This window comes from Neisseria sp. P0016.S008 (assembly GCF_051957775.1).
Lineage (GTDB): Bacteria > Pseudomonadota > Gammaproteobacteria > Burkholderiales > Neisseriaceae > Neisseria > Neisseria flavescens_B.
The window spans coordinates 73,240-95,766 of sequence record NZ_JBQCWB010000006.1; the positions used below are offsets into that span (position 1 = coordinate 73,240).

The 22,527-nt window shown below is 53.1% G+C and carries 17 protein-coding genes; 11 read left to right on the top strand and 6 right to left on the bottom strand.

The window, feature by feature from the left end:
* Positions 1–3: 3 nt before the first annotated feature.
* Together minC and ACTHS8_RS08695 are read right to left on the bottom strand one after the other, a co-directional pair.
* Positions 4–723 (bottom strand): septum site-determining protein MinC, encoded by a 720-nt coding sequence (minC, locus tag ACTHS8_RS08690; RefSeq protein ID WP_440373512.1) that lies wholly within the window; start codon positions 721–723, stop codon positions 4–6.
* A gap of 147 nt (positions 724–870) precedes the next feature.
* Positions 871–2,106 carry an FAD-binding domain-containing protein gene (locus ACTHS8_RS08695; RefSeq protein WP_440373480.1) on the bottom strand — a complete coding sequence of 412 codons (1,236 nt, stop codon included), beginning with the start codon at positions 2,104–2,106 and terminating at the stop codon, positions 871–873.
* Positions 2,107–2,232: 126 nt separating this feature from the next.
* On the opposite strand from ACTHS8_RS08695, the gene ACTHS8_RS08700 reads away from it, so the two are divergent.
* From ACTHS8_RS08700 to ACTHS8_RS08720, 5 genes are all read left to right on the top strand, one after another.
* Positions 2,233–3,090 carry an ATP-grasp domain-containing protein gene (locus ACTHS8_RS08700; protein ID WP_440373481.1) on the top strand — a complete coding sequence of 286 codons (858 nt, stop codon included), beginning with the start codon at positions 2,233–2,235 and terminating at the stop codon, positions 3,088–3,090.
* 370 nt (positions 3,091–3,460) lie between these two features.
* Positions 3,461–4,852 carry an alanine/glycine:cation symporter family protein gene (locus ACTHS8_RS08705; RefSeq protein WP_440373482.1) on the top strand — a complete coding sequence of 464 codons (1,392 nt, stop codon included), beginning with the start codon at positions 3,461–3,463 and terminating at the stop codon, positions 4,850–4,852.
* An 83-nt stretch (positions 4,853–4,935) separates the two neighbouring features.
* The gene (locus ACTHS8_RS08710) at positions 4,936–6,192 is read left to right on the top strand and encodes a D-amino acid dehydrogenase (protein WP_440373483.1); all 1,257 of its coding nucleotides are present in this window, start codon (positions 4,936–4,938) and stop codon (positions 6,190–6,192) included.
* Positions 6,193–6,372: 180 nt separating this feature from the next.
* A complete protein-coding gene (gene zupT, locus ACTHS8_RS08715) occupies positions 6,373–7,182 on the top strand; it encodes a zinc transporter ZupT (RefSeq protein WP_004520220.1) in 810 nt (269 codons plus the stop codon).
* 96 nt (positions 7,183–7,278) lie between these two features.
* The gene (locus tag ACTHS8_RS08720) at positions 7,279–10,110 is read left to right on the top strand and encodes a valine--tRNA ligase (protein WP_440373484.1); all 2,832 of its coding nucleotides are present in this window, start codon (positions 7,279–7,281) and stop codon (positions 10,108–10,110) included.
* Between the two features lie 74 nt (positions 10,111–10,184).
* Here the strand turns inward: ACTHS8_RS08720 and ACTHS8_RS08725 are convergent, their stop codons facing one another.
* Together ACTHS8_RS08725 and ACTHS8_RS08730 are read right to left on the bottom strand one after the other, a co-directional pair.
* Complete coding sequence (locus tag ACTHS8_RS08725; protein ID WP_440373485.1) at positions 10,185–11,126, bottom strand: ABC transporter ATP-binding protein; 942 nt, start codon at positions 11,124–11,126, stop codon at positions 10,185–10,187.
* Positions 11,127–11,141: 15 nt separating this feature from the next.
* On the bottom strand, positions 11,142–12,032 hold the full coding sequence (locus ACTHS8_RS08730) for a DUF4743 domain-containing protein (protein WP_440373486.1): 891 nt from the start codon (positions 12,030–12,032) through the stop codon (positions 11,142–11,144).
* A gap of 120 nt (positions 12,033–12,152) precedes the next feature.
* Here ACTHS8_RS08730 and ACTHS8_RS08735 point away from each other — a divergent pair, with 120 nt between their 5' ends.
* The 4 genes from ACTHS8_RS08735 to hrpA all read left to right on the top strand — a co-directional run bounded on the left by ACTHS8_RS08735 (position 12,153) and on the right by hrpA (position 15,308).
* Positions 12,153–12,758 (top strand): beta-class carbonic anhydrase, encoded by a 606-nt coding sequence (locus tag ACTHS8_RS08735; RefSeq protein WP_440373487.1) that lies wholly within the window; start codon positions 12,153–12,155, stop codon positions 12,756–12,758.
* A complete protein-coding gene (nadD, locus tag ACTHS8_RS08740; protein WP_107769492.1) occupies positions 12,755–13,360 on the top strand; it encodes a nicotinate-nucleotide adenylyltransferase in 606 nt (201 codons plus the stop codon). The genes ACTHS8_RS08735 and nadD overlap by 4 nt, the downstream gene beginning before the upstream one ends.
* A 58-nt stretch (positions 13,361–13,418) precedes the next feature.
* On the top strand, positions 13,419–13,805 hold the full coding sequence (gene rsfS / locus ACTHS8_RS08745) for a ribosome silencing factor (RefSeq protein ID WP_002246503.1): 387 nt from the start codon (positions 13,419–13,421) through the stop codon (positions 13,803–13,805).
* A 108-nt stretch (positions 13,806–13,913) separates the two neighbouring features.
* Positions 13,914–15,308: an ATP-dependent RNA helicase HrpA gene (hrpA, locus tag ACTHS8_RS08750; RefSeq protein ID WP_440373488.1), complete on the top strand. Its 1,395-nt coding sequence runs from the start codon at positions 13,914–13,916 to the stop codon at positions 15,306–15,308.
* 251 nt (positions 15,309–15,559) lie between these two features.
* On the opposite strand, the gene ACTHS8_RS08755 is transcribed toward hrpA, so the two are convergent.
* A complete protein-coding gene (locus ACTHS8_RS08755; protein WP_107697223.1) occupies positions 15,560–16,708 on the bottom strand; it encodes a Fic family protein in 1,149 nt (382 codons plus the stop codon).
* Positions 16,709–17,041: 333 nt separating this feature from the next.
* Positions 17,042–17,452: a hypothetical protein gene (locus tag ACTHS8_RS08760; RefSeq protein ID WP_440373489.1), complete on the bottom strand. Its 411-nt coding sequence runs from the start codon at positions 17,450–17,452 to the stop codon at positions 17,042–17,044.
* A gap of 472 nt (positions 17,453–17,924) precedes the next feature.
* Here ACTHS8_RS08760 and lpt3 point away from each other — a divergent pair, with 472 nt between their 5' ends.
* Together lpt3 and ACTHS8_RS08770 are read left to right on the top strand one after the other, a co-directional pair.
* A complete protein-coding gene (gene lpt3 / locus ACTHS8_RS08765; protein WP_440373490.1) occupies positions 17,925–19,502 on the top strand; it encodes a lipooligosaccharide phosphoethanolamine transferase in 1,578 nt (525 codons plus the stop codon).
* Positions 19,503–19,603: 101 nt separating this feature from the next.
* Entirely contained in the window at positions 19,604–22,525 is a 2,922-nt protein-coding gene (locus tag ACTHS8_RS08770; protein WP_440373513.1) for a DUF3418 domain-containing protein, read from the top strand.
* The last annotated feature ends 2 nt before the right edge of the window (positions 22,526–22,527 follow it).

The following is a 22,527-nucleotide window of genomic DNA, read 5'->3' on the forward strand; positions in this document are numbered from 1 at the left end:
TGTTTATTCGGCGTCGATTGCGCTGATAACCAGTCGGTTGTCTTGCAATGATACTTGTACGGGTTTTTTGTGCAGATGCTCGGGCAGGTCTTGCTCGAAGTTGCGGTAGATACCTGCAACGGAGACTAATTCGGCCTGCATGGAATGAATAAAGATGCGTGCGTTGGTATTGCCTTTTGCACCGGCCAACGCTCTGCCGCGCATGGGGGCGTAAATATGGATGTTGCCGTCGGCGATAAGTTCCGCACCTTGGCTGACGATGCCGGTGACGATGAGGTCGCCGTTTTCAGCGTAAACCTGCTGGCCGGTACGCACGGGCGTGCTGACCAATACGGTCGGATTGTTGATGACGGTGGCTTGTACGTCTTGCGGCTGCGGTGCTTGGCGTGGGGCAGGTGCTGCCTGTGTGTCGGCTGCCTGGGTGGAGTTGCCTTGTTTGAATACCAAGTGATAACGCGCCGCCGCTGCCGCCCATGTGTCGCTGGTGTGGTGCAGCCCTAAAATTTGCATGCCGTAACGGGCAAACAGGGAAATCATACCGCCCAAATCGATGGATTCGGGATAGTCGAAATCTTGTACGTCTAAAATGAAGGGAACGAATTCGTCTTGGGATTGGCCTGCCAGTTGGCGCAGGAATTCTTCCAATTCGGTTAAATCTGCGGTGTGCAGATGGATGGATAAGACGTCCAAACGTGACGTTTTTATGTCGAATGCGGGTTTCATTGTCATGAAATAATAAAATTTTTTAATGACGTAAGTTTACCGTGTAAATCTTGGCTATTCAATCTGTTTGGCCGTCTGAAACCAAAATATTTTGTTTGAACGTTTTTCAGCTGTATTTAGTGTGGTTTTTTGGTGTGAACGCAGGTTTCAGACGGCCTTGGGAAAGGGGTAGCCGTGTGTGTCGATGTCATCGGCGGCGGCCCACGGCGTGTGGATGAGGGTGGACGGCAGATGTGCCAATTCGGGGATGTAACTGCGGATGTAGCTGCCGTCGGGATCGATTTGATGCGAACTGTGGGCATAGCGGACGGTGGCCATGTCTTGTGCGGCGAGGTGCCAGTTGGCTTGGTTGAGCGCGGGGTCGGTGCCGGTTTGGACGGAGGCTGTCCACGCGATGCCTTGGTTGGGGTCGAAGTTGAGCGCATGACAGAAATAGTGAGCGCACAGTTGCTGGAGAACGGGGTGTAAGTGGCCGGTGGCTTCGAGGCCGCGGATGGAGGCGTCGATGATGGGTACGCCGGTTTGGCCGTGTCGCCAGTATTCGCGTACCGGAGCGGCATCGGTTGTTTCGGGTAGGCGGCGGTGGTAGGCGAGCTGGTAGCAGTAGTCACGGAAAATAAGCTTGTCCAGCCACTCGAAATGTCGGTTTGCCAAGCCTTCGGCGGCCAGCAGGCGCGGGGAAATGCAGCCTGCGGACAGGTAGGCATTGAGGAGGCTGGTGTTTTTTCGTGCCGGAAAGTTTTGGGTAATCGGGTAGTGAACCAAATTCTGTTTGAACGCGTGCCATTGCGTTAAGGCTGCGGTTTCACCGCCTTGCTGATAGGCAGGCAATACCGCGCCGGTATGGGCTGGAAACAGTTGAACGTTTTGTCCGGTTTGAACAGGTAATTCGGTTTCAGACGGCCTTTGTCCTGAATAAGCCTGCAACCATGCTTGTTTATAGGCGGCAAAATCGGTGTAGGGCAGGCCGTTGGCATCCATGAGGGGGGATTTGGCCAAAATGCCGCGGTCGTTGGCGTGTTGCAGGGCAATGCCTGCTCGGTCGAAATTGTGCCAGAGGCGGTTGTCTTGGCGGATTTCGGCTTCGGTGTAGGCTTCGTCTGTGATGACGGTATGGGCATTGAGCGCAGCAGCCAAGGGGAGGAGGTCTTCGTCGGAGGCGACGACATATAAAGGAATATGGTGCGCCGCCAGACGGGTATGCAGCTCTTGCGCGGCTTGATAGTGGAACAGGCTTTGACGCGGATTGTGGTTTTCAGACGGCCTTTGGCTGACCCAGACGCAGGCAATGGGCAAACCGCTTGCAACGGCGGCATTAAGCGCGGCATTGTCGTGCAGGCGGAGGTTGCGGCGGAACCAGACAAGGACGTGAGCAGATTTCATGAGCATGTTCCGACGAAAAAAGGGGAGACCATTTTATCAGAATCGGCCTCATGTATCAGGCCGTCTGAAAAATCTTTTGGTTTGATTTTGCTATATAATTTTGGTTTTAGCAATGAGGCGGCGACCATGACCGAGCAAACCGTTTTGGCACTCATTACCTGCCAAACTTATCCCGAACCATCGGACAACCTGAAAACATTGGCGGCATGCTTGGAAACCATGGGCGTGAAAACCGTATTTGATGCGTGGCAAAACCATCCGTCCGCGCCATTTTTACTGCCTTTGTGTGCATGGGATTATGCTACCGAACCCGAAGCCTTCCGCAAATGGCTGGAGCAAGCCGAGCAGGCGGGGCAGCGTTTTATCAATCCGCCCGAGCTGATGGCTTGGAATATGGAAAAGACTTATTTATGTGATTTGGCAGAACGCGGCACGCAAGTGATTCCCAGCGTGTTCGTTCCGCCGCAAAAAGCCGAATTGGCTGACATCCTAAACCGACAAGGCTGGACGGAAGCGGTCATCAAGCCGGCATTCGGGCAGAGCGGCAAAGGCGTGGTTAAAGTTTGTGCGGAGATATTGGACGTGGATATGGTGGATTATCCGCAAGGCATGATTGTTCAACCTTATATCCGCGAAATCGAAACGGCAGGCGAAACCTCGCTGGTGTTTTTCAACGGCACATTCAGCCATGCCGTGCGCCGTCAGCCGCCCCAAGGCGAATGGCGCGCCAACTCGGCCTATGGCGTGTCGGTGTTCGGTATCGAGCCGCCCGAGTTTGCCATCCGTGCCGCGCAAGACGTACTGGCCGCTTTGCCGCAAATGCCGGTTTACGCCCGAGTGGACGGCACATTGGTCGGCGACACCTTCCTGCTCAATGAATTGGAACTTATCGAGCCCGCCCTGTATTTGCACACCAGTGAAGGCGCGCCGGAACGCTTTGCCCGAGTGTTGGCGCAGTTGCTTGGGCAACATTCATCAACCTGACTTTATCAATATAATTAACAAGCCTCAGGCCGTCTGGAAACCATCTTTCAGACGGCCTGAGGCTTTTTTTAAACAAGATTTGCGTGTTTGTATTTTTCAATAATGTGCCATTTGTCGATTGTGTCATTTTAATTGTTGCAGTCTTAATTGATGGTTGGTTAACTTTCATTTGGCATTTTATCTCGGCCGCAGCCTTTATTTTTAGCGGATTGTAAACAATCTGGCCGGTCTAAATAGATATCTTTTTAGGGTAAAACCTCAAAAATCTTTTTAAAAAGAAAGATATTGTCTTATTGAATATTCTGTGCTGAAATTACATGACACTACAAAAAGTAGTGCATAAAAAATAAAACAGACAAAGGAGAAAGCCATGCAATTGTTTTTAGACAATCTCAAAGCCTTTTTCGAAACCATCAGCGGCTGGGTCTGGGGACCTATTATGTTGATGCTGTTGGTCGGTACGGGCATTTTGCTGACCGTTTTGCTGAAAGGCTTGCAGTTCACCATGTTGGGTTATGCGCTGAAACAGGCGTTTGTGCCGTCAAAGAAGCATGAAGACGGCGAAGACCACGAAGGCGATATTTCCCATTTTGCGGCGTTGATGACCGCACTTTCCGCCACCATCGGTACGGGTAACATCGCCGGTGTGGCGACTGCGGTGGTAACCGGCGGCCCGGGCGCGGTATTTTGGATGTGGATGACCGCTATTTTCGGCATGGCAACCAAATACGGCGAGGGCGTGTTGGCGGTGAAATACCGCGTCACCAATTCCAAAGGCGAAATGTCCGGCGGCCCGATGTATTACATCGAAAAAGGCTTGGGCAAAAACTGGAAATGGATGGCTGTTGCGTTTGCGCTGTTCGGTACATTCGCTTCATTCGGTATCGGCAGCTCGGTACAGTCCAACTCGGTTGCGCAGGCAGTGCAAACCAGCTTCGGTGTCGAACCTGCCTACACCGGCGTGATATTGACCGTATTAACGGCCATTGTGCTTTTGGGCGGCATTAAGGGCATCGCCAAAGCCGCATCCTTTATCGTACCTGCCATGGCTGTGTTTTATGTAGTAGGCGGTATTTCCATTATTGTCGTGAATTCTGACGCACTGATGCCCGCCGTCAAACTGATTTTCTCCGATGCGTTTAGCGCGCAAGCTGTGGCAGGCGGCGCCATCGGTACGGTCATCCGTTACGGCGTGGCGCGCGGCGTGTTCTCGAACGAGGCAGGTATGGGTTCTGCGCCGATTGCCGCCGCAGCCGCGAAAACCGACCACCCCGTCCGTCAGGCTTTGGTTTCCATGACCGGTACTTTTTTGGACACCATTGTTGTCTGCTCGATTACCGGCATCGTATTGGTCATGGGTCTGCTCGGTACAGGCGGCGAGTTTGTGAAACCTGAATTGAGCGGCGCGGCGCTGACAACCGTCACTTTCCAAAAAATGCTGCCCGGCATCGGCGGCTGGATTGTCACCATCGGCCTGATTTTCTTTGCCTACTCAACCATTCTCGGCTGGTGTTATTACGGCGAGAAATGCGCGGTTTACGTCTTCGGCGAGAAGTTTGCCGGTTTGTACCGCGTCGGTTATGTTTCTTCGGTCATGCTGGGAACCGTGTTGAGCCTTGATTTGGTGTGGCTGGCTTCGGACACATTCAACGGCTTGATGGCATTGCCTAATCTGATTGCGCTTTTGTTGATGGCGAAAGTCATCGTCAATGAAACACGCGACTTCAAACAAAAAATCAAAAACGGCGAATTGCCGCATTAATGTCCAAGGCCGTCTGAACCTGAACATTCAGACGGCCTGATGTATATTAAGTTTGTTTTGAAAAAAGTCAGAGGAGGAGAAAAATGAAAGTGCTTGTTTTAGGTGCTGGTGTGGCCGGCGTATCTTCCGCGTGGTATCTGGCAGAGGCAGGATATGAAGTAACGGTCATCGACCGCGCCGAGGGCGTGGCGATGGAAACCAGTTTTGCCAATGCAGGCCAGCTTTCTTACGGCTATACCACGCCTTGGGCTGCACCCGGTATCCCGACCAAAGCACTGAAATGGCTGTTTAAAAGCCATCCGCCTTTGCTGTTCCGCCCTGACGGCAGCCTGTATCAAATCGAATGGCTGTGGCAAATGCTGCAAAACTGCACGGCAGCGCGCTATCAAATCAATAAAGAGCGCATGGTCAGGATTTCCGAATACAGCCGTGAAATGTTCCGCCGTTTTGAAGCGCAAACCGGCATGAATTTTGAAGGGCGTAAAAAAGGGACGTTGCAGATTTTCCGCCAGGCTAAAGAAGTTGAAGCGGCAGAACAAGACATTGCCGTTTTGGAACGCTACGGCGTGCCGTACCGCCGTCTGAAACCCGAAGAATGCGCAGAATTCGAGCCTGCGCTTGCACGCGTTACCGCCAAAATTGCCGGCGGCCTGCACCTGCCTGCGGACGCAACCGGCGACTGCCACCTCTTCACTGAAAACCTGTACAAATTGTGTCAAGAAAAGGGCGTACAGTTTCATTTCAACCAAACCATCAGCCGCATCGACCACAACGGGCTGCGCATCAAAGCCGTTGAAACCGAAGCAGGGCGGTTTGAAGCAGATGCCGTTGTCTGCGCGCTCGGTTGCTTCAGCAGGACTGTGTTGGCTCAGTTAGATCTCAATCTGCCGATTTATCCCGTCAAAGGCTATTCCTTGACCCTGCCGGTTACAAATTCCGACGGCGCGCCGGTTTCCACCGTTCTCGATGAAAGCTACAAAGTCGCCATCACGCGCTTTGACAACAGAATCCGCGTCGGCGGCATGGCGGAATTGTCGGGCTACGAAATCAAACTGCCCGAAAAACGCCGCGAAACCTTGGCTTTGGTCGTCAACGACTTGTTCCCAGAAGGCGGCGATTTGAGCCAAGCATTGTTCTGGAGCGGACTCAGACCGATGACGCCCGACAGCACGCCGTTAATCGGGCACACCCGCTTTGATAATCTCTTCCTAAATACCGGCCACGGCACTTTGGGCTGGACCATGTCGCTGGGTTCGGCAAAATTAACCGCCGATATCGTGAGCGGCAAAGACACAGAAATCCGAAGCGACGATTTGAGCCTGTCGCGCTATCAGGCTTAAGCTGGAAAGCGATAAGGTTTAGCGACATTTCAAATTTAAAGGCCGTCTGAAAACTATTTTTCAGACGGCCTTTTGTTTCAAAATCCTGGTATCCAATCAATAAAATAAATAATAACTATTATCATATGCATTAAAAAGTGTTAGTCTGAACCTGTCCCAGCTTTTAGCGCAGGTTTTCTCATGCCCGATTTTTCGATGTCCAATTTGGCCGTTGCCTTTTCCATCACGCTGGCTGCCGGTTTGTTTACCGTATTAGGTAGCGGCTTGGTGATGTTTTCCAAAACGCCCAATCCGCGCGTGTTGTCGTTTGGTTTGGCATTTGCCGGCGGTGCGATGGTGTATGTCTCCCTGACGGAGATTTTCAGTAAATCCAGTGAGGCGTTCGCTGAAATTTATGATAAAGACCACGCGTTTGCGGCAGCGACCATGGCATTTTTGGCTGGGATGGGCGGCATCGCGCTGATTGACCGCCTGGTGCCGAACCCGCATGAAACCTTGGATGCTCAAGATCCGTCGTTTCAAGAAAGCAAACGTCGCCATATCGCGCGAGTCGGCATGATGGCGGCGTTTGCGATTACGGCGCACAACTTTCCCGAAGGCTTGGCGACGTTTTTTGCCACCTTGGAAAATCCGGCGGTCGGGATGCCTTTGGCCTTGGCGATTGCCATCCATAATATTCCGGAGGGCATTTCCATCGCCGCGCCGGTTTATTTTGCCACCCGAAGCCGTAAGAAAACGGTATGGGCGTGTCTGCTATCTGGCCTGGCCGAGCCTTTGGGGGCGGCTTTGGGCTATTTGATTTTGCAGCCGTTTTTGTCGCCTGCCGTGTTTGGTTCGGTATTCGGTGTGATAGCTGGTGTGATGGTGTTTTTGGCGTTGGACGAGCTATTACCGGCCGCCAAACGTTATTCAGACGGCCACGAAACCGTTTACGGCCTGACAACGGGTATGGCGGTAATCGCCGTTAGCCTGGTATTGTTCCATTTTTAAAACCCGTATGCCAAAGGCCGTCTGAAATGATTCAGACGGCCTTTTTGCGTTATAATCCGCACATCAAAAATAACCTTAATTTCACAAAGTTCCATCATGTTAGACAAATACAATCCAGCCGAAATCGAATCCAAACATTATCAAAACTGGGAAGAGCAGGGCTATTTCCAGCCTGATATGGATTTGACGAAACCGTCTTTCTCCATCCAATTGCCGCCGCCCAATGTAACCGGCACGCTGCACATGGGTCATGCCTTCAACCAAACCATTATGGACGGCTTGACCCGCTATTACCGCATGAAAGGCTGCAACACCGCCTGGATCCCGGGCACCGACCACGCGGGCATCGCCACACAAATCGTGGTCGAGCGTCAGCTTGCCGCGCAAAACGTGTCCCGTCATGACTTGGGCCGTGAAAAATTCTTGGAAAAAGTGTGGGAATGGAAAGAAGTTTCCGGCGGTACGATTACGCAGCAGATGCGCCGTGTGGGCTGTTCTGCCGACTGGACGCGCGAGTATTTCACGATGGACGACGTGCGCGCCGAAACCGTGACCGAAGTGTTCGTGCGCCTGTTTGAGCAAGGCTTAATTTACCGCGGCAAACGCTTGGTGAACTGGGATCCGGTATTGGGTACCGCAGTGTCTGATTTGGAAGTGGAAAGCGTGGAAGAACAAGGCTCTATGTGGCACATCCGCTATCCGCTGGCGGACAATCCTGCCGAAGCCGTTATCGTGGCGACCACCCGCCCCGAAACGCTGCTGGGCGACGTGGCCGTAGCCGTCAATCCTGAAGACGAACGTTACACCCACTTAATCGGCAAAGAATTAATCCTGCCGCTGACCGGCCGCACCATTCCCGTGATTGCTGACGAATACGTTGAAAAAGACTTCGGTACCGGCTGCGTGAAAATCACGCCCGCACACGACTTCAACGACTACGAAGTCGGCAAACGCCACGACACGCGCCTGATTAATGTGTTCGATTTGGAAGCCAAAGTGTTGGCAAACGCCGAAGTGTTCAACTTCAAAGGCGAAGCGCAACAAGGTTTTGCCCTGCCTGAAAAATACGCAGGCTTGGACCGCTTTGACGCGCGCAAACAAATGGTTGCCGATTTGCAGGAACAAGGCTTCTTGGTCGAAATCAAACCGCACACGCTGATGACGCCGAAAGGCGACCGTACCGGCTCAGTGATTGAGCCGATGCTGACCAGCCAATGGTTCGTCGCTATGTCCGCCACGCCAAACGGCGGCGAGCCTGACAGCGAGTTCAAAGGCTTGAGCCTTGCCGACAAAGCCAAAAAAGCCGTCGACAGCGGCGCAGTGCGCTTTATCCCTGAAAACTGGGTCAACACCTACAACCAATGGATGAACAACATCCAAGACTGGTGTATCTCGCGCCAATTGTGGTGGGGCCATCAAATCCCTGCATGGTACGACGAAGCAGGCAATGTTTACGTTGCCCGCAATCAGGCAGAAGCCGAAAAACAAGCCGGCAAAACCGGTTTGACCCGCGAAGAAGACGTATTGGACACATGGTTCTCCTCCGCGCTCGTGCCGTTCTCCACACTGGGCTGGCCGTCTGAAACCGACGAACTCAAAGCCTTCCTGCCGTCCAATGTCTTGGTTACCGGCTACGAAATCATCTTTTTCTGGGTGGCGCGCATGATTATGATGACCACCCACTTCACCGGCAAAGTACCGTTTAAAGACGTGTACATCCACGGCATCGTGCGCGACCACGAAGGCAAAAAAATGTCCAAATCCGAAGGCAACGTCATCGACCCTGTGGATTTGATCGACGGTATCGACTTGGAAAAACTGCTGGTAAAACGTACCACCGGCCTGCGCAAACCCGAAACCGCGCCGAAAGTGGAAGAAGCCACGAAAAAACTCTTCCCCGAAGGCATCCCCAGCATGGGTGCGGACGCATTGCGCTTCACCATGGCGAGCTACGCCAGCTTGGGGCGCAGCGTGAACTTCGACTTCAAACGCGCCGAAGGCTACCGCAACTTCTGCAATAAATTGTGGAACGCCACCAACTTCGTGTTGATGAACACCGAAGACAAAGACTGCGGTCAAGACGAAATGCAGCCGTTGGCGTTTACCTTCGCCGATCAATGGATTATCGGTAGACTGCAACAAGCCGAAGCCGCCGTTGCCGAAGCCTTTGAAACTTACCGTTTCGACCTTGCCGCGCAAACGTTGTACGAATTTGTGTGGAACGAATATTGCGACTGGTACATCGAGCTGGCAAAAGTGCAAATCCAAACCGGCTGCCCGACAACACAGCGCACCACACGCCGCACCCTCGTGCGCGTACTCGAAACCATCCTGCGCCTGCTGCACCCAATCATGCCTTTCATTACCGAAGAGCTGTGGCAGGTCGTTGCGCCTCTGGCGAATGCCAAAACCGCCGACAGCATCATGTTGGCCGCCTATCCGCAAGCCGATAAAGAAAAAATCGTTCAGACGGCCTTCGACAAAATGGCCGCATTGAAAGACTTGGTGGAAGAAGTGCGCAAACTGCGTGGCGAAATGGGCATTGCCCCGAACGTGAAAGCGCCGCTCTTCGTCGAAGGCAGCGCAGAACTCGAAGGCCTGCTCAAATACCTGCCGTCGCTGACCCGACTGACCGAAGCCAAGCTGGTGGACAGCCTGCCGGAAGCAGAAGACGCACCTGTCGCCGTCTGCAACGGCGCGCGCCTGATGCTGAAAGTCGAAATCGACAAAGCCGCCGAAACCGCCCGTTTGAGCAAAGAAGCCGAGAAGCTGCAAAAAGCCTTGGACAAACTCAACGCCAAACTCTCCAAACCTGGCTACACCGAAAAAGCCCCGGCGCATTTGGTGGAAAAAGACAAAGCCGATTTGGCGGAATTGGAAGACAAAATGGCGAAAGTTCAAAATCAGTTGGCGAAGTTGAAAGACTGATTTTGATTGAATAGACAAGGCCGTCTGAAACTTAAATTTCAGACGGCCTTTTTCTTTTTTAATCTCCATCACATTCAATCAAACCAAACAATCTGATTTTCATCCACGCTGATGCGGATTTCCTGTCCGGTTTGCGGTTTGTCCGTATCGTGGTCGGCATGGGGATACCAAATCAAATCGCCGTATTGCGGATGGGCGAGGGTAAGGCGTGTGCCTTCGGCGAGGGGGATGGCTTCGCTGATGCGGACGGCTGTGCCGTTTGGGTCGAATCGGATGGCATGTTGGGGAATGTAGCGAGTGTCGCCGGTGTTGGCCAAACCGAGCAGTAGTGCGGCTTGGGCATTGACGGGGCGGCGGATAAGGGTTTCCGGTGTGCCGTGTTGGAGGATACGGCCTTCGTGCATGATGGCGATGGTGTCGGCCATGGTGCAGGCTTCCTCGGCGGAGTGGGTCACGAGGATGGCGGGGATGTTTTGACTGCGGATGCGTTCGGCGGTCAGGGTGCGCAGGTGGTGGCGCAGGTGGGTGTCGAGGCTGGAGAAGGCTTCGTCCAAGAGCAACAGCGACGGGCGCGTGATGAGGGCGCGTGCGAGGGCGAGGCGTTGCTGTTCGCCGCCGGAGAGGCTTTCGGGTTTGCGTTGCGCTTCGTGTTCCAAACCGATGTCGCGCAAGGCCTGCATGGATTGTTCTTCGATTTCGGCTTTGGGCAGACGGCGCATTTTGAGGCCGAAGCCGACGTTGTCGAGGGCGGACAAATGCGGCAAAAGGGCGTAGTCTTGAAACATCAGCGAGATATTGCGTTTTTCAGACGGCATGTCGGTGATGTTGTCGCCGTTGAGCCAGACTTCGCCGCTGTCGGGACGTACTAGGCCGACGATGGTTTTGAGCAGGGTGGATTTGCCGCAGCCGGAGCGGCCGAGTACGGCGAGGATTTCGCCTGCTTCGACGTTTAGGTTGATGTCTTGGGCAACGGTTTTGCTGCCGAAGCGTTTGTTGATGTTTTTGAGTTGCAACATGGTTTCAGACGGCCTTTAAAAATGGGGTCGGCAACGGATGCTGTCGAGCCATGCGGACAGCGGATGTTTGAGGTCTATCAGGCCGTATCGACGGCAGGCTTCAAGCGTAACCAGCTGGGCATCGTGCATCATGTTTCCGTCCAACATGGCATCGAGCAGGGTGGGGATGTCCATCAGTTCAAAACCGGCTACTTCGCCGTCTTGGTTGGCGGGTTGGAAGTTTTCGGGCAGGACGATGTCGAAGATATGCAGGATTTCGTTGTGGACACCGCGGTTAACGGGGCGCAAACTATATATTTGGGCGGTCGGTCGGATATGGGGGGTTAACGAAGCGGGAATGCCTGCTTCTTCTTCGCCCTCGCGGCAGACAGCTTCAGACGGCCTTTCGCCGCTGCTGATGCCGCCGCCGGTCAGGTTGTCGAGTTTGTTCGGATCGACGGCTTTGTGCGGACTGCGGCGGCCTATCCAAAAGCGCAGACTGTTTTCTGTTTCGACCAATCCGTTCAAATGCACTGCCTGACTCATCAGGCCGAACGGACGGAAGGCGGCGCGTTCGAGTGCGCATAAAGGCTTGCCCGACTGGTCGCAGATGTCGAACTTTTCATCGCGCCAACCTTTGAGCCAACCGCACTCGCGCCATTGTTGCGCCAGCGTTTGCAAACTGTCGCCCATTTCCGGCCAGCTGTCGGTTTCCAAATTCAGGCCGTCTGAAAAGGTAGACTGCCTGCCTGTCCAATCTTGTCCGAGGCGTTCGCGCCATAATGGGGTCAGACGGCCTAAAGGCAGGCCGTTGAGATACAGAATGCACCAATCGTCGGATGCGCCATAGCTGGTTTGCGCCCAATCCCACAATGCATCGTGGACATCGGGCGCGAATACCTGTTCAAAGCGGAAAGACTGAGACACGGCACATCCTCCAAAAGAACTAAAGATACGTTGATTTTAGCCGTTTACGGCGAATTTGCAAAACAACCGCACTACCCGAAAACCGCTATAATAGAGTAAACCATCCGAAACGAGCACATCATGAGCGAATTGAGCGAAATCCTCGCCTATAACCAACATTTCGTCGAAACAGGCGAATACGAAAAATACTTTACCAACAAATACCCCGGCCGCGAGCTGGCCATCCTCTCCTGCATGGACGCGCGCATTATCGAATTGCTGCCCAATGCGTTGGGTTTGAAAAATGGCGATGCCAAGCTCATCAAAAACGCCGGCGCGCTGGTGACCCACCCTTGGGGTTCGGTGATGCGCAGTTTGTTGGTCGCCGTATTTGAACTCAAAGTCAAAGAAATCATGGTCATTGCCCACCACGACTGCGGTATGCGCGGACTACACGCTGAAGAGTTCCTCCAACGCGTACACGACAGCAATATCCCCGACGACCGCATCGAAACCCTGCGCAACGCCGGTATCGATTTGGACGGCTGGCTGACCGGTTTTGACGATGTCGAAGACAGCGTGCGCCATACCGTCGAGCTGATTCGCAAACATCCGCTGATGCCCGACAACATCGCCATCCACGGCCTGGTCATCCACCCGACCACAGGCAAGCTCAACCTGATTGTTGACGGCAGCCTGCCTGCTTCAGACGGCCCAACATCTAACGCAGACACCACCACGAAATGAAAAACATCGGATTATTCGGTGGCACGTTTGACCCCATCCACAACGGCCACCTCCACATCGCCCGCGCCTTTGCCGACGAAATCGGTTTGGATCTTGTCGTCTTCCTGCCGGCAGGCGACCCGTACCACAAAGACAGCACGCGCACGCCGGCACAAGAGCGTCTCAATATGGTCGAACTCGCCATCGCCGACGAGCCGAAATTCGCCGCCAGCGACTGCGACATCGTTCGCGACGGCGCGACCTATACGTTTGACACCGTCCAAATCTTCCGCCAGCAGTTTCCCGGCGCGCAACTGTGGTGGCTGATGGGCAGTGACAGCCTGATGCAGCTGCACACATGGAAAAAATGGCAAACCCTCGTGCGCCAGACTAATATCGCCATCGCCATGCGCCAAGGCGACAACCTCAACAAAACCCCGCGCGAATTGCACGCATGGCTCGGCGAAGCCCTGCAAAACGGCAGCGTCCGCATCCTCAACGCGCCGCTGCACAACACCAGCTCCACCCAAATCCGCGCCGATCTCGCCAAAACGCACCATTCAGACGGCCTGCCGCAACCTGTTGCCCAATACATCCGCCAACACAAACTCTATGAAAAATAGCGTTTATTCAGGCAGATAAGCTATAATGCCGTCTGAAAACATTTCAACTAGGAAAATAATGAACGAACAAGAATTGCAAGACCTGCAAAAAATGGTCGAAGTAGCCGTAAACGCCCTCGAAGACATCAAAGCCAAAGACATCTCTGTTTTGGAAACCCAAGACAAAACCTCCCTGTTCGCCCGCATGATTATTGCCAGCGGCGACAGCACACGCCAAGTCAAAGCACTGGCGAACAACGTTGCCGTCGATTTGAAAGAAGCCGGTTTCGAAATCCTCAGCACCGAAGGCGACAGCGGCGAATGGACGCTCGTCGACGCAGGCGACCTCGTTGTCCACGTCATGCTCCCTGCCGTGCGCGACTTTTACGACATCGACACCTTGTGGGGCGGAGAAAAACCGAGTTTCCACGCCGGTATGCAAAAACCTTGGCACGCCGCCGACTAAAACGGTTTATCCATACAAAGGCCGTCTGAAACTTGAAAGCAAGCAAGTTTCAGACGGCCTTTTGCTATAATTCCATTCTTTTCACATTATTTAATTTATTGCACCATCATGCCGCAACCCGATTTCGCCCAAACCCTCTCCAAAGACCGCCATTTTCTGCGATCTGCCTTTAAAAACCCCAATAAATACGGCGGCTTGGCCAAGGTTGAGGAAAAATACAAAAAATCGTACGACCTCTATCTACAACGCCTGTCCAAACTGCCCAAGCCCGAATTTGACAACACGCTGCCTGTTCACGAAAAACTCGACGAAATCAAAAAAGCCATTGCCGAAAATCAGGTAACGATTATCTGCGGCGAAACCGGTTCGGGCAAAACCACGCAGCTGCCCAAGATTTGTTTGGAACTCGGGCGCGGGGCGGCAGGCTTGATCGGGCATACCCAGCCGCGCCGCCTTGCCGCGCGTTCCGTAGCAGAGCGGATTGCCGAAGAGCTGAAATCCGAAATCGGCAGCGCGGTCGGCTATAAAGTGCGCTTTACCGACCACACCTCGCGCGATGCCTGTGTCAAGCTGATGACCGACGGCATCCTGTTGGCAGAAACCCAGACCGACCGTTATCTCGCCGCCTACGACACGATTATCATCGACGAAGCGCACGAACGCAGCCTGAATATCGACTTCCTCTTGGGCTATTTGAAACAGCTGCTGCCGCGCCGCCCCGATTTAAAAGTCATCATCACCTCGGCAACGATAGACGCAGAACGCTTCTCCCAACACTTCAACGGCGCGCCTGTGCTGGAAGTAAGCGGACGGACGTATCCTGTCGAAATCCTCTACCGACCGCTGACCAGCAAAGACGAAGACGATGCAGAAGTCGAGCTGACCGACGCGATTGTCGATGCGGCCGACGAATTGGCGCGCTACGGCGAAGGCGATATTTTGGTGTTTCTGCCAGGCGAACGCGAAATCCGCGAAGCGGCAGAAGCCATGCGCAAATCCACGCTGCGCCGCAACGACGAAATCCTGCCCCTATTCGCACGTCTGTCGCACGCCGAGCAGCACAAAATCTTCCACCCTTCAGGCGCAAAACGCCGCATCGTGCTGGCGACCAACGTCGCCGAAACCTCGCTCACCGTGCCGGGCATCAAATACGTCATCGACACCGGCCTCGCGCGCGTTAAACGCTATTCCGCACGGGCAAAGGTGGAGCAGCTTCATGTCGAGAAAATCTCCCAAGCCGCCGCCCGCCAACGCTCGGGCCGTTGCGGCCGCGTCTCTGCAGGCGTATGTATCCGATTGTTTTCAGAAGAAGATTTCAACAGCCGCCCTGAATTTACCGATCCCGAAATCGTCCGCAGCAACCTTGCCGCCGTCATCCTGCGCATGGCATCGCTGAACTTGGGCGACGTAGCGGCATTCCCATTTTTAGAAATGCCCGATTCGCGGTATATCAATGACGGTTTTCAGGTGTTGCTGGAGTTGGGGGCGGTGGAGGCCGTCTGAAAACAGCAAAATGCGCCGTTCAAAAAATAAACGTTCGAAGCAAGCGTTTTCAGGCCGTTAAAATTTTTGACAAAATGCGGTTGGGTATATTGAGCGTCGCTTGCAACAACCCCGCAGGGGCGAAAAATCCCCACAGGGATTTTGAGTAATATCGCACTGCACTTTGATGGTAAAAGGTCGTCTGAAAAACGATAACTGGCGTTTCAGACGGCCTTTTCATGTTCTAAGCCGATTTTTTTGGCTACTTGAAACTACTCCAACCCACCGATAAACCCGTTATTCCGCAACGCTTCAATCACGCCGCGAATCAAATAGGATTGGGCGAAATTGGGCGTATAGACACGGGCGTTCGGCTCTATCGGCATGATGAATTTTTGTTCCGTCAGTTTTTTGATTTGATAGGTGCGCCGGTTGCTGTTGCTTTGCGGAAACAGGGTTTGCAAATCGCCCGCTTTAAATTCGCCTTGCTGGCAGGCAAAGGTCAAAATTTTTGCTTCGTCATGGGTAATATGCCCCCGTTGCAGGGAAAACTGAATCGCCGGTAGCAAAATCTGTTGGTTTAAAAAGGCTCGGTCGGTCAATTTGTCCACTTTTTGCAGTTCGCGCGAAATGCCCGACAGCACATAAGTGCACCATGCCTCCAAATCCGCCGCCGTGCCGCCGTCGGCAAGCGACAACATTTCGTAATAACGGTTGCGGTCGCTGCAAAACACGGCGGTGGGGTTGAGTACCCGTCCGCCTGCCTGCACGTTAAAGCCGTATTTGACCAAGAGCGCATAAGTCAGCAGCCGCACGGTTCGCCCGTTACCGTTGCCAAAGGGGTGTATCCAGCCGAAACGGTGGTGCGCCAGTGCGATTTTCATCAAATCGTATTTGGGCTTGTCGGGCTGGTTGATAAACGCCACCAGCTCTTGCATATAATCCGCCACCTTAAACGCCTCGGGCGGCAAGTGGGCGGATTGGGCGATGGCAACGGCGTGGCTGCGGTATTGCCCCGGGGTTTTGTCGCCTTCCCGTTTCAGCCCGTTTACCGTCAGGCTGTGCAGCTCCCGAATAAAATGCTCGCTAATCGGGTCGCCCTCGCCGAGGGTTTCCTCAATGTAGCGCATGGCGGTTTCAATGTTGCGGATTTCCTCCAACTGCTCCGACTGCGCCGAATCGCTGTCAAGCTGACTTTCCACATAGTCCGCCAGCGTGGTGTGGTTGCCCTCGATCCTTGCCGAGCCGATACTTTCCAGCATATGGAAGATGGTTTTTAACTGCATAAACAGATGCGGATGCACATCGCCCGAAAGGCGCAGGGTGCGCAGTTTTTCCAATTCGGTCAGCACATCAATCAAATCGGAATCAAAGCTGGGGTTGAGCAAAGTCAGTGGAAAATCTTGAAAGGTTGCTTGCATTATCTTGAATCTCCGTCGGCGGTAAAACTGAATATTTTTAAAAATATTGTGATAAATCAAAAATATTTTTTAGGTTTCAAACGGGCTTAAATTTTATCACAAAAGATATTATCTTGAATTTTGCCGGAGCGGATTTTGAAAAAACTTTCCCAAAACCGACCGCACTTTGATAGCAAAAGGTCGTCTGAAAGAGCTTTCAGACGACCTTTCGTTTTACACCGGATTTTTACTCGAAATCCTTTACGGGATTTCTCGGCGCTTCGAGCCCGTCGGCAACGCCGACGTTCAAAATGCTTAACCGTATTTTGTCAGACGACCTTTCTTCAGTCTTGCCTACCAAACCAACGGCAGCGTTACATTGGTGTCCATCGGCAGCAGGCTGTCGGCGGCGGCGGGTTGGTCGCCGGTTTCGATGCGGCGCAGGTTTTCGTTCCAGAGCAGCGGCAGGTTCAGGCTGCTCGGGGTGCCGCCATCGTGCAGAATGCGGTACGTTGCGCCCTTGATGTTCGCCTGTTGGGCGTGGGTCAGGCGGCAGGCTTCGGTGTCGTTTTTCGGCACGTTGTCCGTTGCGGGACAGCGGTCGTGCGGGGTTTCGGCGGTCAGCTCAAATCTTAAACGGTGATTCGGCGCAATGCCCCATTGGCGCGGCGCAAGGGCGATGTCTAAGTCGTTAGAACACCCAATGTCGTCAGACGGTATGTATATCGTTGATTTAAGAATAAACTTACATAAAGTTATTAGCATTAAATCCAATATAGAAGTAGTTTAAAAATATTTTTTAATGAAAATTCTAGGATGTAAAATGGCAAGACAAAAATTAGTAGATTTTCTTTTAACTGTTGATAAAAGGCATATTATTGATCTGGTTAATATTGTAACTGATTTTGGTAATGTGTAGAAACTAGTAGCGTTGTTTACAGTATTTCCAGGAGAATACTGAAAAATGCACGACTGCCCATTGACCTGAAATTCCCTGTATTTTATTAGCAGCATTCCCATTTTTAGAAATGCCCGACTCGCGGTATATCAATGACTGTTTTCAGGTATTGCTGGAATTAGGTGCGGTGGAGGCCATCTGAAAATAAAATCTTTCTTCATAAAATGGCAGGCCATGTTTCATTTTCAGACGGCCTAAATCATTGAGAAACTAAAAAATATTGAAAAGGGAATATTGGGTTTTAAAACTCAATCGGTAAATTTTTATTGTGAAATATTAATGATGAAAAAATCTTTCTTTACGCTTGTTCTGTATTCGTCTTTATTGACTGCCAGCGAAATTGCCTATCGCTTTGTATTTGGGATTGAAACCCTGCCGGTGGCGAAAATGGCGGAAACGTTTGCGCTGACATTTGTGATTGCTGCGCTTTATCTGTTTGCGCGTTATAAGGTGACGCGTTTGTTGATTGCGGTGTTTTTTGCGTTCAGCATTATTGCCAATAATGTGCATTACGCGGTTTATCAAAGCTGGATGACGGGCATTAATTATTGGCTGATGCTGAAAGAGGTTACCGAAGTCGGCAGCGCGGGTGCGTCGATGTTGGATAAGTTGTGGCTGCCTGTGTTGTGGGGCGTGTTGGAAGTTGTGTTGTTTTGCAGCCTTGCTAAGTTCCGCCGTAAGACGCATTTTGCCGCCGATATTTTGTTTATTGCGGCGATGTTGCTGATTTTTGGACGCTCCTTCAGTACGACGCAGGAACACGGTATTTCGCCCAAACCGACATACAGCCGTATCAAAGCCAATTATTTCAGCTTCGGCTATTTTGTCGGGCGCGTGTTGCCGTATCAGTTGTTTGATTTAAGCAAGATTCCTGTGTTCAAACAGCCAGCGCCAAGCAAAATCGGGCAGGGCAGTGTTCAAAATATCGTCCTGATTATGGGCGAAAGCGAAAGCGCGGCGCATTTGAAATTGTTTGGCTACGGACGCGAAACTTCGCCGTTTTTGACCCAGCTGTCGCAAGCTGACTTTAAGCCGATTGTGAAACAAAGCTATTCCGCCGCTTTGATGACGGCTGTGTCCCTGCCCAGCTTTTTCAATGCGATACCGCATGCCAACGGCTACGAGCAAATCAGCAGTGGCGATACCAATATATTCCGCCTCGCTAAAGAGCAGGGCTATGAAACGTATTTTTACAGCGCACAGGCGGAAAACGAGATGGCAATTTTGAACTTAATCGGTAAGAAATGGATAGATCATCTGATTCAGCCGACGCAGCTTGGCTATGGCAACGGCGACAATATGCCCGATGAGAAGCTACTGCCGCTGTTCGACAAAATCAATTTGCAGCAGGGCAAGCATTTTATTGTGTTGCACCAACGCGGTTCGCACGTCCCATACGGCGCATTGTTGCAGCCGCAAGATAAAGTATTCGGCGAAGCCAATATTGTGGATAAGTACGACAACACCATCCACAAAACCGACCAAATGATTCAAACCGTATTCGAGCAGCTGCAAAAGCAGCCTGACGGCAACTGGCTGTTTGCCTATACCTCCGATCATGGCCAGTATGTGCGCCAAGATACCTACAACCAAGGCACGGTGCAGCCCGACAGCTATCTTGTGCCGCTGGTGTTGTACAGCCCGGATAAGGCCGTGCAACAGGCTGCCAACCAGGCTTTTGCGCCTTGCGAGATTGCCTTCCACCAGCAGCTTTCAACGTTTCTGATTCACACGCTGGGCTACGATACGCCGGTTTCAGGTTGTAGCGAAGGCTCGGTAACGGGCAACCTGATTACGGGCGATGCAGGCAGCTTGAACATTCGCGACGGCAAGGCAGAATATGTTTATCCGCAATAAGCGGCGTGAAAACCAATAAAGACAAATTAAGATGATGTCGGGGAAGATGCCCGACCGACAAGGCTATGCAAAATATGAAAAACCAAGTACGCGGATCAGGCATGGATGCCCGATCCACCCCAGCCAATGTTTCAGACGGCCTGCAAAACAGTTCGGGCCATATCGGTACCAACACGCGCTACCGCCTGACCAAACTCGGCGAACAAATGGCGCGCCTGCCCATCGACCCGAAAATCGCACGCATTTTGCTGGCGGCGAAGAAACACGACTGCATGGCGGAAATATTGGTGATTGCGTCCGCGCTGTCGATTCAAGACCCGCGCGAGCGGCCGCTGGAAGCGCGTGATGCCGCGGCCAAGGCGCATGAACGCTTTACTGACAAGCAATCCGACTTTCTTGCCTATCTGAATATTTGGGACAGCTTCCAGCGCGAGCGCGACAAAGGTTTGTCCAACAAGCAGCTGGTGCAGTGGTGTCGTCAATATTTCCTGTCGCACCTGCGTATGCGCGAATGGCGCGAGCTGCACCACCAGCTTGCCCAAACCGCGATTGAAATGGGTTTGACCACCAAGGAAGCCGCTTTCAGACGACCTCCCGAAGCCAAGCAGCTCACGTCGTCTGAAAACCAAGGCGACCAAGACTTATCCGCAAAACTCAAACAAAAACAACTGGATAAGAAACAACACCGTGCCCAAATCCGCGCTGCCAAAGAAGCCGGCTACGAACAAATCCACCGCGCCCTACTGACCGGCCTTATCGCCAATGTCGGCATGAAATCGCCCGACGGCAACGACTATACCGGCGTGCGCGGCAGCCGCTTCCACCTTTTCCCTGCCTCAGCCCTGTTTAAAGCCAAACCCAAATGGGTGATGGCGGCAGAATTGGTTGAAACCACGCGCCTTTACGCGCGCGACGTGGCCGTTATCCAGCCCGAATGGATAGAGCAGGAAGCGCCGCACCTCGTCCGCTATCATTATTTCGAGCCGCACTGGGAACAAAAACGCGGCGAAGTCGTCGCCAGCGAGCGCGTAACGCTGTACGGCCTGACCGTATTGCCGCGCCGCCCCGTGTCTTACGGCAAAGTTGCGCCCGAAGAAGCACGCGAAATCTTTATCCGCGGCGCATTGGTGGCGCAAGAAAGCAATCTTCAAACGGCCTTTTTTGCCCACAATAAAAAGCTGATTAAAGAAATTACCGAACTCGAACACAAATCTCGTAAGCAAGACGTATTGGTCGATGACGAAGCCCTGTTTGCGTTTTATAACGAACGCCTGCCTGAGCTGGTGTGGAAAGACGCGAAAGGCGGAGTTTGGGGAAGCGAAGAGGGCGGACAAACTCAGTCGGACAAGACAGCCGATCAAAACGGACAAGCAAACCAGCGCAACGCAGGGCATGTGGCGCAAGCTACGCACTCAGATTCCAAAGATACGGACAACCGCGAGCATGAACCGAGTTCACATACCCGACAAAATGTTTCAGACGACCCCAAACCCAAAAAGCAGCCAGTATCCCAAAAAGGCCGTCTGAAACCTTTGCCCCTTGCCGATATCCGCACCTTTGAAGCCTGGCTCAAAAACGCCGAGCGCGACAATCCGCGTCTGCTGTTCCTCAGCCGCGACGATCTGATGCAACACGCCGCCGCGCACATTACCGAAGAGCAGTTCCCCAAATTCTGGCAAACCGCAGACGGCAAGTTCAAACTTTCCTACCGCTTCGAGCCGCACCATCCGCTCGACGGCGTGACCATGACCGTGCCGCTGACCGTCCTCAACCGCCTGCACGCGCCGTCGCTCGAATGGCTGGTGCCCGGCATGTTGCGCGAAAAAATCCAGCTGCTGATTAAAGCCCTGCCGAAGCAAATCCGCCGCATTTGCGTGCCCGTACCCGATTTCATCACCAAATTTCTCGAAAGCAATCCCGACCGCCAAGCGGCCATCATTCCCCAGTTGGCGCACTTTATCGCCAAAAGTGCTGGCGATATGCGGATTCTCGAGCAAATCGACCAAGACGCATGGGCAGCGCAAGAATTGCCCGAACACTGCTATCTGAATCTGCGCATTATCGACGACGGCGGACAAGAGCTTGCCGGCGGTCGCAAACTGCACGAATTGCAACAACAACTCGGCCAAGCCGCCGCCGTTACCTTCCGCGACAACACCCAAGAATTCGAGCGCGACAACGTTACCGCATGGGACATCGGTACCCTGCCCGAATCCATCAAATTCGCACGTGGCAAACAACAGCTCACCGGCTATCTCGGCCTGCAAAAAGAAAAAGACGGCCGCATCGCCCTGCGCCTGTTTGACACCATCGAAGCTGCCGAACAGGCACACCGTCAAGGTGTCATTGAATTGATGAAGCTGCAATTAAAAGAGCAGGTAAAAGATTTGAACAAAGGCATCCAAGGCTTTACCCAAGCCGCTATGCTGCTCAAACACATCAACGCCGACACCCTGCGCGACGACCTCACGCAGGCTGTCTGCGACCGCGCCTTTATCGGTGAAGACGAGCTGCCGCGCAACGAAAAAGCCTTCAAAGAACAAATCAAACGCGCCCGCAGCCGCCTGCCCGCCGTCAAAGAAGCCCTCAGCCGCTACTTGCAGGAAACCGCCGCCGCCTACGCCGAACTGAACGGCAAACTCGGCAAACACCCGCTCACCCACCTCATACGCCAACGCCTGCAAACCCTGCTCGCCGCCGGCTTCGCCACCCGCACCCCGTGGACACAATGGCCGCGCCTCCCCATCTACCTCAAAGCCATGACCCTGCGTCTCGAAAAATACATCAGCAACCCCGCCCGCGACGCAGCCCGCGAAGCCGACATACAGGAATTGGAACAAATGTGGCAGGAAAAAACCGACGGTTTGGTGAAACAAGGATTGCCCGTTTCAGACGACCTCGCCGCGTTTAGATGGATGATTGAAGAATTGAGGGTGTCGCTGTTCGCGCAGGAATTGAAGACGCCGTATCCGGTGTCGGTGAAGAGGTTGTTGAAGGTGTGGGATATACTGAACAAAATGTGATT

What these genes read in the sequence shown, in the direction of transcription:
- minC (WP_440373512.1), bottom strand. Translation starts at nt 723, where the DNA reads ATGAAACCCGCATTCGACATAAAAACGTCACGTTTGGACGTCTTATCC.
- ACTHS8_RS08695 (WP_440373480.1), bottom strand. Translation starts at nt 2,106, where the DNA reads ATGAAATCTGCTCACGTCCTTGTCTGGTTCCGCCGCAACCTCCGCCTG.
- ACTHS8_RS08700 (WP_440373481.1), top strand. Translation starts at nt 2,233, where the DNA reads ATGACCGAGCAAACCGTTTTGGCACTCATTACCTGCCAAACTTATCCC.
- ACTHS8_RS08705 (WP_440373482.1), top strand. Translation starts at nt 3,461, where the DNA reads ATGCAATTGTTTTTAGACAATCTCAAAGCCTTTTTCGAAACCATCAGC.
- ACTHS8_RS08710 (WP_440373483.1), top strand. Translation starts at nt 4,936, where the DNA reads ATGAAAGTGCTTGTTTTAGGTGCTGGTGTGGCCGGCGTATCTTCCGCG.
- zupT (WP_004520220.1), top strand. Translation starts at nt 6,373, where the DNA reads ATGCCCGATTTTTCGATGTCCAATTTGGCCGTTGCCTTTTCCATCACG.
- ACTHS8_RS08720 (WP_440373484.1), top strand. Translation starts at nt 7,279, where the DNA reads ATGTTAGACAAATACAATCCAGCCGAAATCGAATCCAAACATTATCAA.
- ACTHS8_RS08725 (WP_440373485.1), bottom strand. Translation starts at nt 11,126, where the DNA reads ATGTTGCAACTCAAAAACATCAACAAACGCTTCGGCAGCAAAACCGTT.
- ACTHS8_RS08735 (WP_440373487.1), top strand. Translation starts at nt 12,153, where the DNA reads ATGAGCGAATTGAGCGAAATCCTCGCCTATAACCAACATTTCGTCGAA.
- nadD (WP_107769492.1), top strand. Translation starts at nt 12,755, where the DNA reads ATGAAAAACATCGGATTATTCGGTGGCACGTTTGACCCCATCCACAAC.
- rsfS (WP_002246503.1), top strand. Translation starts at nt 13,419, where the DNA reads ATGAACGAACAAGAATTGCAAGACCTGCAAAAAATGGTCGAAGTAGCC.
- hrpA (WP_440373488.1), top strand. Translation starts at nt 13,914, where the DNA reads ATGCCGCAACCCGATTTCGCCCAAACCCTCTCCAAAGACCGCCATTTT.
- ACTHS8_RS08755 (WP_107697223.1), bottom strand. Translation starts at nt 16,708, where the DNA reads ATGCAAGCAACCTTTCAAGATTTTCCACTGACTTTGCTCAACCCCAGC.
- ACTHS8_RS08760 (WP_440373489.1), bottom strand. Translation starts at nt 17,452, where the DNA reads ATGCTAATAACTTTATGTAAGTTTATTCTTAAATCAACGATATACATA.
- lpt3 (WP_440373490.1), top strand. Translation starts at nt 17,925, where the DNA reads ATGATGAAAAAATCTTTCTTTACGCTTGTTCTGTATTCGTCTTTATTG.
- ACTHS8_RS08770 (WP_440373513.1), top strand. Translation starts at nt 19,604, where the DNA reads ATGGATGCCCGATCCACCCCAGCCAATGTTTCAGACGGCCTGCAAAAC.